This window comes from Mycobacterium sp., assembly GCF_019247635.1.
GTDB lineage: Bacteria > Actinomycetota > Actinomycetes > Mycobacteriales > Mycobacteriaceae > Mycobacterium.
On record NZ_JAFBAR010000120.1, the window covers coordinates 1 to 11,498 of the forward strand.

Annotated in this window: 10 protein-coding genes and 2 pseudogenes; 4 read left to right on the plus strand and 8 right to left on the minus strand. The window is 65.7% G+C overall.

Annotated elements, in window-relative coordinates; genetic code table 11:
* Positions 1-2 precede the first annotated feature (2 nt).
* Positions 3-905 (minus strand): succinate--CoA ligase subunit alpha, encoded by a 903-nt coding sequence (gene sucD, locus JO236_RS20290; RefSeq protein ID WP_293334699.1) that lies wholly within the window; start codon positions 903-905, stop codon positions 3-5.
* Positions 906-974: 69 nt separating this feature from the next.
* Positions 975-2,138 carry an ADP-forming succinate--CoA ligase subunit beta gene (sucC, locus tag JO236_RS20295; protein ID WP_293334702.1) on the minus strand — a complete coding sequence of 388 codons (1,164 nt, stop codon included), beginning with the start codon at positions 2,136-2,138 and terminating at the stop codon, positions 975-977.
* Positions 2,139-2,414: 276 nt separating this feature from the next.
* Between sucC and JO236_RS20300 the strand changes: the two genes are divergently transcribed.
* Together JO236_RS20300 and JO236_RS20305 are read left to right on the plus strand one after the other, a co-directional pair.
* Positions 2,415-3,458 carry a M23 family metallopeptidase gene (locus JO236_RS20300; RefSeq protein ID WP_293334705.1) on the plus strand — a complete coding sequence of 348 codons (1,044 nt, stop codon included), beginning with the start codon at positions 2,415-2,417 and terminating at the stop codon, positions 3,456-3,458.
* Between the two features lie 4 nt (positions 3,459-3,462).
* Positions 3,463-4,035 carry a hypothetical protein gene (locus tag JO236_RS20305; RefSeq protein ID WP_293334708.1) on the plus strand — a complete coding sequence of 191 codons (573 nt, stop codon included), beginning with the start codon at positions 3,463-3,465 and terminating at the stop codon, positions 4,033-4,035.
* 77 nt (positions 4,036-4,112) lie between these two features.
* Here JO236_RS20305 and pcrA read toward each other — a convergent pair whose 3' ends face one another.
* Positions 4,113-6,449, minus strand: a complete 2,337-nt coding sequence (gene pcrA, locus JO236_RS20310; RefSeq protein WP_293334711.1) for a DNA helicase PcrA — start codon at positions 6,447-6,449, stop codon at positions 4,113-4,115.
* A gap of 235 nt (positions 6,450-6,684) precedes the next feature.
* Here pcrA and JO236_RS20315 point away from each other — a divergent pair, with 235 nt between their 5' ends.
* Positions 6,685-6,999 (plus strand): chorismate mutase, encoded by a 315-nt coding sequence (locus JO236_RS20315; RefSeq protein WP_293334714.1) that lies wholly within the window; start codon positions 6,685-6,687, stop codon positions 6,997-6,999.
* Positions 7,000-7,473: 474 nt separating this feature from the next.
* On the plus strand, positions 7,474-9,132 hold the full coding sequence (gene pgi, locus JO236_RS20320; RefSeq protein WP_293334717.1) for a glucose-6-phosphate isomerase: 1,659 nt from the start codon (positions 7,474-7,476) through the stop codon (positions 9,130-9,132).
* Positions 9,133-9,134: 2 nt separating this feature from the next.
* Here pgi and JO236_RS20325 read toward each other — a convergent pair whose 3' ends face one another.
* The 5 genes and pseudogenes from JO236_RS20325 to JO236_RS20345 all read right to left on the minus strand — a co-directional run.
* A complete protein-coding gene (locus JO236_RS20325) occupies positions 9,135-9,884 on the minus strand; it encodes an SDR family oxidoreductase (RefSeq protein ID WP_293334720.1) in 750 nt (249 codons plus the stop codon).
* A 37-nt stretch (positions 9,885-9,921) separates the two neighbouring features.
* Positions 9,922-10,395, minus strand: coding sequence for a zinc finger domain-containing protein (locus JO236_RS20330; RefSeq protein ID WP_293334726.1), 474 nt, complete (start codon positions 10,393-10,395; stop codon positions 9,922-9,924).
* Positions 10,396-10,542: 147 nt separating this feature from the next.
* Positions 10,543-10,785: pseudogene (locus tag JO236_RS20335) on the minus strand (DNA-formamidopyrimidine glycosylase family protein); the annotation flags it as partial.
* A gap of 56 nt (positions 10,786-10,841) precedes the next feature.
* The gene (locus JO236_RS20340) at positions 10,842-11,243 is read right to left on the minus strand and encodes a phage holin family protein (protein WP_293334723.1); all 402 of its coding nucleotides are present in this window, start codon (positions 11,241-11,243) and stop codon (positions 10,842-10,844) included.
* A gap of 174 nt (positions 11,244-11,417) precedes the next feature.
* Positions 11,418-11,498 (minus strand): annotated as a pseudogene (locus JO236_RS20345) (precorrin-6A synthase (deacetylating)); the annotation flags it as partial.

Here is an 11,498-nt window from a genome sequence, read left to right on the forward strand (position 1 = left end):
CGCTACAGGCCCTGCAAAATCTCGCGGGCCAACGCGGCCGTCTCGGACGGCGTCTTGCCGACCTTCACACCGGCCGCTTCCAAGGCTTCCTTCTTGGCGGCCGCGGTCCCCGACGAGCCGGACACGATCGCGCCGGCGTGGCCCATCGTCTTGCCTTCGGGCGCAGTGAATCCCGCGACGTAGCCGACGACCGGCTTGGACACGTTGGCCTTGATGAAGTCCGCCGCGCGCTCCTCGGCGTCGCCACCGATCTCACCGATCATCACGATCAGCTTCGTGTCAGGGTCCTTCTCGAACGCCTCGATGGCGTCGATGTGCGTGGTGCCGATCACCGGATCGCCGCCAATACCAATCGACGTGGTGAACCCGAAATCCCTTAGCTCATACATCATCTGGTACGTCAGCGTGCCGGACTTGGACACCAGGCCGACCGGGCCCGGCCCGGTGATGTCGGCCGGGGTAATGCCCACCAGCGACTGTCCCGGGCTGATGATGCCCGGGCAGTTCGGCCCGATGATCCGGGTCTTGGCGCCCTTTTCCAAGTTGTACGCCCACGCAAAGGCGCTGTCCTGCACCGGAATTCCCTCGGTGATCACCACCAGCAGCGGAATCTCGGCGTCGATGGCCTCGATGATCGCGTCCTTGGCGTACACGGGGGGCACGAAGATGATCGACACGTCGGCGCCGGTCTTCTCGATCGCCTCGACGACGCTGCCGAACACCGGCAGCTCGACGGGATTGCCGTCGACGTCCTTGTGCGCGACGCAGGTGCCCGCCTTGCGGGCGTTGACGCCGCCGACGATCTGCGTGCCGGCCGCGAGCATCCGCGCGGTGTGCTTGGTGGCCTCAGAGCCGGTGATGCCCTGGACGACGACCTTGTTGTCTTTGGTCAAAAAGATTGCCATCTGGTCTAGTGGTCCTTTCTCAAGTGTCGAACCGCTGCGCCCGGCTGCGCCACGCTTGGGATCGCCACTTCAGGCGCTCGCCAGCTCGGCGGCTTTGTCGGCGGCTTCGTCCATCGTCGCTACCAGCGTCACCAACGGGTGGTTGGCTTCGGCCAGGATGCGCCGGCCCTCGTCGACGTTGTTGCCGTCCAACCGCACCACCAGCGGCTTGTTGGCCTCGTCGCCCAGGATCTGCAGGGCCTTGACGATCCCGGTGGCCACGGCATCACAGGAGGTGATGCCGCCGAAGACGTTGACGAAGACGCTCTTGACCTGCTCGTCACCCAGCACCACGTCCAACCCGGCGGCCATCACCTCGGCGGACGCGCCACCTCCGATGTCGAGGAAGTTCGCCGGCTTGGCGCCACCGTGCTTCTCGCCTGCGTAGGCGACGACGTCCAGCGTCGACATCACCAGACCCGCGCCGTTGCCGATGATGCCCACCTGCCCGTCGAGCTTGACGTAGTTGAGGTCGTGCTCCTTGGCCTTGAGCTCCAGCGGGTCGGTGGCGTCGCGGTCCTCGAACTCGACATGATCGGGGTGCCGGAAGTCGGCGTTGGCGTCCAGCGTGACCTTGCCGTCCAACGCCAGAATGCGATCGTCGGGGTCGCGTACCAGCGGGTTCACCTCGACCAGCGTCGCGTCCTCGCCGACGAACAGCTCCCAGAGCTTCGAGATGGTGACCGCGGCGGCGTCAAGCACCTCTTTAGGCAGGTGGCCTTGCTCGGCGATGGATCGCGCCGTGGCCAGGTCGACACCGGCGACGGCGTCCACCGAAACCTTGGCGAGCCGGTCCGGCTTGGTGGCTGCCACTTCTTCGATCTCCATGCCGCCCTCCACCGAGCACATCGCCAGATAGGTCCGGTTGGCGCGGTCGAGCAGGAAGGAGATGTAGTACTCCTCGGCGATGTCGCTGGCCTCGGCGACCAAAAGCTTCTTCACGACGTGACCCTTGATGTCCAGACCAAGAATCTTCTTGGCGTGCTCATAGGCGTCGTCGGGAGTCGCGGCATATTTCACGCCACCCGCCTTGCCGCGCCCGCCGATCTTGACCTGCGCTTTGACCATCACCGGGCGGCCGATCTCTTCGGCGATAGCCCTGGCGCCCTCGGCGGTGTCGGTCACCCGGCCGGGTGTGCTCGGTACGTTGTGCTTGGCGAAAAGTTCCTTCGCTTGGTACTCGAAAAGATCCATGGGCTCCACGTCTTCGTATCGGCCATTAGGGAGGCTTCCTGGTGCATGACGCCGGATTCGGCAACTCGCACGGAGGAACTGTATCCACCCACTGCACGGCTGGTGGCGCCGCGTCCACCGATGTGGTGCAGCTCACGACATACCGGAAGTCATTAAACGTGATGAAAATCACAATCTTGGATTGGTTTTTTGGCTTCTGTTGCCAGGCCCGTCTGTTAGCGGATACCGTCTCAACGTCCAGATAACGTTATGGTCACGATCCGAGGACATTTCAGCTTGTCCCAGCACAGATTCGTTCGCTCCGCCGTCGCCGTTGCGGCCCCCACACGTCGCGAACCCTGGTTGAACCATAACCGCAACGAGGTCACCGAAATCCTTCCGCTGGACGGCTTCAACATCGATGACGTCTACGACCTGGACTTCGGCGACCTCCACGACGTGGACTTCGGCCACTCCAACTTCGACAACGAAGCCCAGGTGCTGCTGGCCCCCGAGCTCGACGACCTGAACGACGTGGATGATCTGATCCCGCTGCTGTTGGACGCTCCCTGGGAGGCGACGGACGTCCTGCCGCGGGTGGGCGTCGAGCCGGACGTCACCGGTGTTCCCAGGCGGGGCCAGCACCGCAAGCAGCCCACCAGCGCCGCCCGCGGCCGGTTACTGATCGGGGCAATGGCCGCCGGCGCCACGGCCGCGGCCGCCCACACGGCAACCAGCCACACCGAGACGCCCAAGCCCGAGTCGGTGCTGACCGCCAATGCGTCGTCGCTGCTCGGCGGCGCGGACAACGGCGAACCCCGCGGTGTGCAGGTCATCGCGGTACAACCGGCCGCGAACGTCGCGGCCCACAACGAGGAACTCGCCAAAGGGGAGGCGTTCGCGCAGGAGCGCGCTCAGCGCGAGGCGCGGCTGCAGCAACCGCTCTACGTCATGCCGACGCACGGCATCTTCACCTCGAACTTCGGGTACCGCTGGGGCGTGTTGCACGCCGGCATCGATCTCGCCAACTCGATCGGGACCCCGATCTATGCCGTCTCCGACGGCGTGGTCGTCGACGCGGGCCCGACCGCCGGCTACGGAATGTGGGTCAAGCTGCGCCACGCCGACGGTACGGTCACGCTCTACGGGCACGTCAACACCACGCTCGTCAACGTGGGCGAGCGCGTGATGGCGGGTGACCAGATAGCGACCATGGGCAACCGGGGCAATTCCACCGGGCCTCACCTGCATTTCGAGGTACTACAGGGCGGCACCGAACGCATCGATCCCGTGCCGTGGCTGGCCCAGCGCGGACTGAGTGTCGGCAACTACGCCGGTTGAGCCGGTGACCGAACCGAGCGAGCCCCCCGAAAGCACCGAGCCGCCCGAGTCCAAGACAGAGGAACAGCGGACCCGGATCATCCGGCGCGCACCGACGGGACCGCTGCCCGTCGTGGACCCCGCCGGGGAGCCCACGGTGGATCCCCCCACCGCCCACGTTTCACTCGAGGACTCGACTCGCGCCGCCCCAAGGCCGGGCACCCCGGCAGAGGGCAGCGACCGAACCGCCGTCGGCGCCTGCGCGGTCAGCATCGTCAGCGGGTGGGCTACGTCGGTGGTGGCCACCGATCTGGTTACCGGCTGGTGGAGGCTGAACCACCTGTTCTGCATCGCGGTCGCGTTTCTCGCACTGGTCTTTGCGGTGTCCACGGTCTCCGGGGTGATCGCGTTGTTGCAGCGTCGGCCGGTCGGGCGCTACCTCATCATCGTCGGCGCGGTGGTCGCGCTGCTGACCTACGGCGGGTTGTTCCTCGCCGGCGCGCGCGTCGCCTGGATCGTGCACGCCCTGCCGCTGCTGCCGCTGGCCAGCGTGGCGCTGGCGCTGCACCCGCAAACGAAGCGCTGGCTGACGGAGTAACCCGGCGTTGCCGAACGTGTTCTCACGGCGAGCATTTCGCGAAAAAGTCGCCATGACGTCACGCTCGGGAAAGGGCCTCAGAGCTTGGCGACCGGGGCGTGGTTATGCATCAGCTTCACCCGCCCGGCACTACCGAAGTCGATCAGCGACATCGCCGATTCGCCGACGCCGGAGACTTCCTCCACGCGGCCAAGTCCGTACTTGTCGTGGTTGACCCGATCGCCCGGTTGCAAAACAAGCAGCGGGCGCTTGATCTGTCCAGCGCGGGTGGGCGCCGAGCGCGGCATGCCGAACCGGCCGGCACCGCTCACCGGCGCGCTGTACGACGGCACGGGGGCGGTGCGGCGCCAGTCGATGAGCGCCTGCGGAATCTCGCGCAGGAAGCGGGATTCCGGGTTGAGCATCGGCTGTCCCCAGGACGACCGGACGATGGCCCGACTCACGTACAGCCGTTGCCGGGCCCGGGTGATGCCGACGTAGGCCAGTCGGCGCTCCTCGGACAGTTCCGCCGGGTCATCCAGCGCGCGCATGTGCGGGAACATTCCGTCCTCCCAGCCAGTCACGAAGACCACCGGGAACTCCAGGCCCTTGGCGGTGTGCAGCGTCATCAGCGTGACGACTCCGGCGCTGTGCTCGGGGATCTCGTCGGTGTCGGCTACCAGCGACACCCGTTCCAGGAACGCCGCCAGCACACCGACGTCGGGAACATCCTCGCTCTCGATGGCACTGTCGGAGCCTTCCAACGCGGCCGCGTTGGCCCGATCGATGCTGAATTCGTGTGCGACGCTAACGAGTTCGTTAAGGTTATCCAGCCGCGCCAACTCCTGCGGATCGCTGGAAGATTCCAGTTCCCGGCGGTAGCCGGTGCGCTCCAACACCGTCTCCACCAGGTCGCCCAGGTCGTCGTCGAGATGCCCGCGTAGCTCGTCAAGCAGCTCTACAAACGCCGAAATCGCTTTCTCCGCACGGCTGTTCAACATCGCAACTCTGCCTTCGGCGGCAGCCTGTAGCGCATCGGCGAAGCTAGCGCCCGTGTTCTCGGCGTACACCGCCACACACGCCTCGGCCCGATCACCGATGCCGCGCCTGGGCGTGTTGAGTATGCGTCGCATGCTGACCGCGTCGCCGGGATTGTCCAGCACGCGCAGGTAGGCGACGATGTCCCGGATCTCCTTGCGCTCGTAAAACCGCACTCCCCCAACGACTTTGTACGGAATCCCGGCGCGAATGAACACTTCTTCCAGCGACCGTGACGAGTTGTTGGTTCGGTAGAAGACGGCGACGTCGTTGTAGGTGATATCGCCGCGATCAGCCAGCGCGTCGATCTCTTCGGCGACGAACCGGGCCTCGTCGTGCTCGTTGTCGGCGACGTAGCCGACGATCAGCTCACCCTCCCCGGCGTCGGTCCACAACCGTTTCTCGCGACGTCCGGAGTTGCGGGCAATCACCGAGTTGGCTGCCGACAGGATGTTTTGGGTGGAGCGGTAATTCTGTTCCAGCAGAATCGTTTTGGCCTCAGGATAGTCGCGTTCAAAGTCTTCGATGTTGCGAATCGTCGCGCCGCGAAACGCGTAGATCGACTGGTCGGCGTCGCCCACGACGCACAACTCCGCCGGCGGCACAACGTCGGATGCTTCGCCGGGCGGATCTTCGGAGCCGCGACCGACCAGTTCGCGCACCAGCACGTACTGCGCGTGGTTGGTGTCCTGGTATTCGTCGACCAGCACGTGCCGGAACCGCCGCCGGTAGTACTGCGCGATCTGTGGAAACGTCTGCAGCACCGCGACGGTCTCGCCGATCAGGTCGTCGAAGTCCAGCGCGTTGGCGGCACGCAGCCGCCGCTGGTACTCGCCGTAGACCGTGGCGACGGTGCGGCTCAGGTCGTCGGCATCCTCCGTCAGATCGGACACCGCCCGGTGCGGATCGATCAGTTCGTTCTTCAGGTTCGAGATGGCGTTGGCCAACAACCGCGGCGAATACCGCTTGATGTCCAGTCCCATGTCGCGGCCGATCATCTGCAGCAGACGACGCGAATCGTCGGCGTCATAGATCGAGAAATTGGAGTTGAGGCCCTCGATCAGCGACGCCTGGTTGCGCAGGATCCGCACGCACGTCGAGTGGAACGTCGAGACCCACATGTACCGGGCCCGGTTCCCCACCAACCGCACCACCCGTTCGCGCATCTCCGCGGCGGCCTTGTTGGTGAAGGTGATGGCGAGGATCTGGCCGACCCCGACTCCGCGGGCCGCGATCAGGTACGCGATCCTGCGGGTCAGCACCGCCGTCTTACCCGAACCCGCGCCGGCCACGATCAGCAGCGGCGAACCTTCATGCACCACCGCCTGGCGCTGTTGCGGGTTGAGGCCGTCGAGCAGTTGGTCGGCCTCGGTTGCTTCGGTTGCGTGCACAGTCATGTCGGTCCAAACTTACCGCCGACCGCCGACGACATGGCTGCCCGCCGGGCCGAGCCGGTCAGAACCGTTTTTGCACCCGCGCCGCCGTTAGTGGCACACTCGTTTGGTGCTCGACGCGCAGCTTCGATTTTTCTATGGGTACCCGCCAGCGGTGCCCGTGGTCTAGCTGCTTTCGCAGAGCCCCGTGGTCCGCCTCCGGACTCGGGGCTCGTTTCTTGTGTGAGGCCTGAACCGGATGAGACCAGAACCCCCACAACACGAGAACGCGGAGATAGCAGAGATGAACACCGAAACTGTCGACAGTCCGCCGGCCGATATCGACGAATTGCGGCAAGAAATCGACCGATTGGACGCTGAAATACTGGCCGCGGTCAAGCGGCGCGCCGAGGTGTCGCAGGCGATCGGCAAGGTGCGTATGGCATCCGGGGGCACCCGACTGGTACACAGCCGCGAGATGAAGGTCATCGAACGCTACAGCGAGCTCGGTCCCGACGGTAAGGACCTGGCGATGCTGCTGTTGCGATTGGGCAGAGGACGACTCGGCCACTAACAGCGATGCGGTAAATTCCGCCGAAATGATTCCGCAAAGGCGGCCGGGATTTCGCAACTGCGCCGATCGATATCTGCCTCAGCTGTGGGATCGTTCGCGCTGCTAGACACGCTTTCTGCCAGCAAAGCAATTCACCGGCGTGGTGTCGACAAGGGCAGCGCCCTAGCCGTCGATTGACACCAATCAAGGTCGAATTCCAGGGCGGGGACCGCAGCGTCGTGTATTTGCTCGACGGCACGGCCGCCCGTGACGATTACCGGCAACCGCGGCCGAGCGGACCTGGGCGACACAGCGAGCTGGACGCCAGCCTGCTGGAAAGCGCCCGGCGCATCAGGCCGCGGCGGGACCAACGCGGGTGTTCAACTTTCCGGATAGCGGCACGCACACCTGGTCATGCCGGGCGCACGACGGCAGGCCATGAAGCCCGACCTGCAGCGTGTGTTGGCGAGCACCTAGATCGCTTAGGGTCAACCCATGACCTCCGTGCAATCCGACATCACCGCCACTGCGGCATGGAACGCCCTGCGCAGGCATCACGATCAGATCGGCAAAACCCACCTTCGCCAGTTCTTCGCCGACGATCCAGGCCGCGGCCACGACCTCACCGTCACGGTCGGCGACCTCTACATCGACTACAGCAAGCACCGGGTCACGCGCGAAACCCTGCAGCTGCTGGCCGATCTGGCGCGTACGGCCAACCTGGAGGAGCGCCGTGACCAGATGTTCAGCGGGGTGCACATCAACACCTCGGAGAATCGCGCCGTGCTGCACACCGCGCTGCGCCTGCCCCGGAACGCCGAGCTGACCGTTGACGGTCAAAACGTGGTCGAAGACGTGCACGCCGTGCTGGACGCGATGGGCGACTTCACCGACCGGTTGCGCAACGGCGACTGGACCGGAGCCACCGGGGAGCGCATCAAGACCGTCGTCAACATCGGCATCGGCGGATCCGACCTGGGCCCGGTGATGGTCTACCAGGCGCTGCGTCACTACGCGGATGCGGGAATTTCGGCGCGCTTCGTGTCCAACGTCGATCCCGCTGACCTGATCGCCGCCCTGGCCGACTTGGAGCCCGCCACAACGCTTTTCATCGTCGCATCCAAGACGTTCTCCACCCTGGAGACGCTGACCAACGCGACGGCCGCGCGCCGCTGGCTGACCTCGGCGCTGGGCGACGCCGCGGTGTCCAAGCACTTCGTCGCCGTCTCCACCAACAACCGCCTGGTCGATGACTTCGGCATCGACACCGACAACATGTTCGGTTTCTGGGACTGGGTCGGCGGCCGTTATTCGGTCGATTCGGCGATCGGGCTGTCGCTGATGGCCGTCATCGGCCGCGAGGCCTTCGCCGACTTCCTGTCCGGATTCCACATCGTGGACCGGCATTTCAAAACCGCACCACTGGAATCCAACGCGCCCGCGGTGCTCGGGTTGATCGGGCTGTGGTACTCCAACTTCTTCGACGCGCAATCCCGTGCTGTGTTGCCGTACTCCAACGACCTGGCGCGGTTTGCCGCCTATCTGCAGCAGTTGACCATGGAGTCCAACGGCAAGTCGACGCGCGCCGACGGCACGCCCGTCACCACCGATACCGGCGAAATCTTTTGGGGCGAGCCAGGAACCAACGGCCAGCACGCCTTCTACCAATTACTGCATCAAGGCACCCGGTTGGTGCCGGCCGACTTCATCGGCTTCAGTCAACCGCTCGACGACCTGCCGACGGTCGAGGGCACCGGCAGCATGCATGACCTGTTGATGAGCAACTTCTTCGCCCAGACCCAGGTGTTGGCGTTCGGCAAGACCGCCGAGGAGATTGCCGCGGAAGGCACTGCGGCTGTCGTGGTTCCGCACAAGGTGATGCCGGGCAACCGCCCGTCGACGTCCATCCTCGCGACCAAGCTCACGCCGTCGGTGGTGGGTCAGCTGATCGCGCTGTATGAGCACATCGTGTTCACCGAGGGCGTCATCTGGGGCATCGACTCGTTCGACCAGTGGGGCGTCGAGTTGGGCAAGACGCAGGCCAAGGCGTTGCTGCCGGTGCTCACCGCCGACACGTCGCCGCCGGGGCAGTCCGACGGCTCGACGGACAGCCTGATTCGCCGTTACCGCAGCCAGCGCGGCCGGCCCGCCTGAGATCAGGCGAATGGCTTGGTGAAACGGGGCGGCAGGACCTTGAGCAGCGGCACCAGCGGCGCCCACGGCCAGCGCGGAACGATGGCGTGGCCGCGCTCACGTTCGATCGCGTCGACCATGGCACGTACCCCGGTTTCGTTGTCGACCATCAACATGGTGGTGGCCGACTTGGCGGTCATCTCCGACTCGATGTAGCCCGGCTCGAGCACCGTCACCCGTATCGGGCCGTTCGGGTATTCGGCGCGCAACGATTCGCCCAGTGACGAGACGCCGGCCTTGCTGGCGGCGTAGGCCGCTTTGATGCCGGGCACACCCTTGTTGCCGAGCACCGACGAGATCAGCACCAGATGCCCGGATCCGGCCTTGGCGAAAATCTCGATCGCGGTCTCTATCTGGACCAGGGCGCTGACCAGATTCGTTTCGATGGTGGCCTTGTTCGCCCACAGCTTGCCCGATCCGAGCGGGGCGCCCTTTCCGATGCCGGCGTTGACGATGATCCGGTCGATGCCGCCCAGCGCGTCGCCGAGCGCAGCGAAGACCTTGGGCACCTGCTCGTGGTCGTTGACGTCGAGTTCTGCGACGGCCACCGTGATGTCGGGATGGCGTCCGGTCAGCTCCGCCTTGAGTTCCTCGAGCCGCTCGGTGCGGCGGGCGCACAGCGCCAGGTCGCGGCCTTTCCCGGCGAACGCCCGGGCCATGCCGGCCCCCAGGCCGGAGCTCGCGCCGGTGATGAGGATTTTCTGACGTGTCACCCCGACAGCGTAGCCAGCGCGGTGGTGGCCGGAGCACTCACTTGAGAAGTCGCGACATCCGCCGGTCGGCTAGGGTTTTGCCGCCGGTCTGGCAGGTCGGGCAGTACTGCAACGACTTGTCGGCGAACGAGACCTGTCGGACGGTGTCCCCGCAGACCGGGCACGGCAGGCCGGTGCGGTCGTGCACCCGCAGACCCGACCGCTTCTCGCCTTTGAGGGTGGCGGCCTGCTGGCCCACCGACCGCGATACCGCGTCGGTGAGCACCGACACCATCGCGTCGTGCAGGTCGGCAATCTGGGCGGTGCTCAGCTTTCCGGCTGTCGCGAACGGCGACAGCTTGGCCACGTGCAGGATTTCGTCGCTGTAGGCGTTGCCGATGCCGGCGATCACCTTCTGATCCGTGATCACGGTCTTGATCCGGCCGCTGTTGCCGGCCAGCAGGCCGACCAGCTTCTCGGCGGTGACTTCCAGTGCGTCAGGGCCCAGCGTCGCGATGCCGGGAACCAGCACAGGGTCGTAGACGAGCCACACCGCCAGCCGCTTCTGCGTGCCGGCCTCGGTCAGGTCGAAGCCCGGCGCGTCGCCGGGCGTGCCGAGATGCACCCGCAGCGCGATTGGCCCCTTGCCCGGCTTGAGCGGCGCGCCGGCCAGCCTGCCGGACCACCGCAGCCACCCCGCCCGCGAGAGGTGGGTGATCAGGTGCAGGTCCCCGGCCTGCAAGCCCAGGTACTTGCCCCACCGGTTGGCGCCGGTCACGGTGCGCCCGTGCAGGACGGTGATCGGCGGATCGAACGTCTTGAGCGCCGAGAACGCGGACACGTCCACCCGCCCGACCGGCAGGCCGACGGCGTGACGACGCAAATGGTTCGCGAGCGCTTCGATTTCGGGTAATTCCGGCACCCGTCCAGTTTGCCGATCTCACCGGACACCTGTCGAGGTAGCGGGCATGTGGCCGATCACCGGCGAGCGACGCGGCTGACGTCTCCCACCACCAGCGACAGCAGCCAGCTCACGATCGCCAAGACGATCGCGGCCCAGATCGCGGTCCACCAGAAGTGGTCGATCTGCAGCCCCCAGTGCGTGGTGTGGTGCGTGATCGAGGCGGTGATCCAGAGCACCAACGCGTTGACGACGATGTGGAACAGCCCCAGCGTCAGGATGTAGAGCGGGATCGAAAGTATCGCCACGATCGGTTTGATGATCGCGTTGACGAGACCGAAGATCACCGCGACGACGAAGATGATGCCGATCTTCTGCCACGTCGTGTTGCCGCCGACGAACCGCATGCCCGGGACGATCAGTGTGACCACCCATAGTGCGACACCGGTCAGCGCGGCACGGAAGAGAAAGGGCCCCATGCCGATGATCCTGCCACGGGGCCGTCACCGGCCGAACCGAAACGATCCGAACCTTGGCGTTGCCACGAATCCGCGGGGAACACAACCCTTCTCGTGGGTGGCGGCTTTACTGCCGGCGCCCCGCACATACCGGTCGGTCGCGGGATTACCGTAACCGCGACCGCCGTCTGGAGGTCATTCGGGCGGCCGCAGCAGATATATGTCCATGATCCAGCTGTGCCGCGCGCGGGCGTCTGCCCGCAGTGCGACGATCCG

Coding starts and splice junctions, on each gene's coding strand:
- sucD (WP_293334699.1), bottom strand. CDS start 905: ATGGCAATCTTTTTGACCAAAGACAACAAGGTCGTCGTCCAGGGCATC.
- JO236_RS20315 (WP_293334714.1), top strand. CDS start 6,685: ATGAGACCAGAACCCCCACAACACGAGAACGCGGAGATAGCAGAGATG.
- pcrA (WP_293334711.1), bottom strand. CDS start 6,449: ATGACTGTGCACGCAACCGAAGCAACCGAGGCCGACCAACTGCTCGAC.
- pgi (WP_293334717.1), top strand. CDS start 7,474: ATGACCTCCGTGCAATCCGACATCACCGCCACTGCGGCATGGAACGCC.
- JO236_RS20340 (WP_293334723.1), bottom strand. CDS start 11,243: ATGGGGCCCTTTCTCTTCCGTGCCGCGCTGACCGGTGTCGCACTATGG.
- sucC (WP_293334702.1), bottom strand. CDS start 2,138: ATGGATCTTTTCGAGTACCAAGCGAAGGAACTTTTCGCCAAGCACAAC.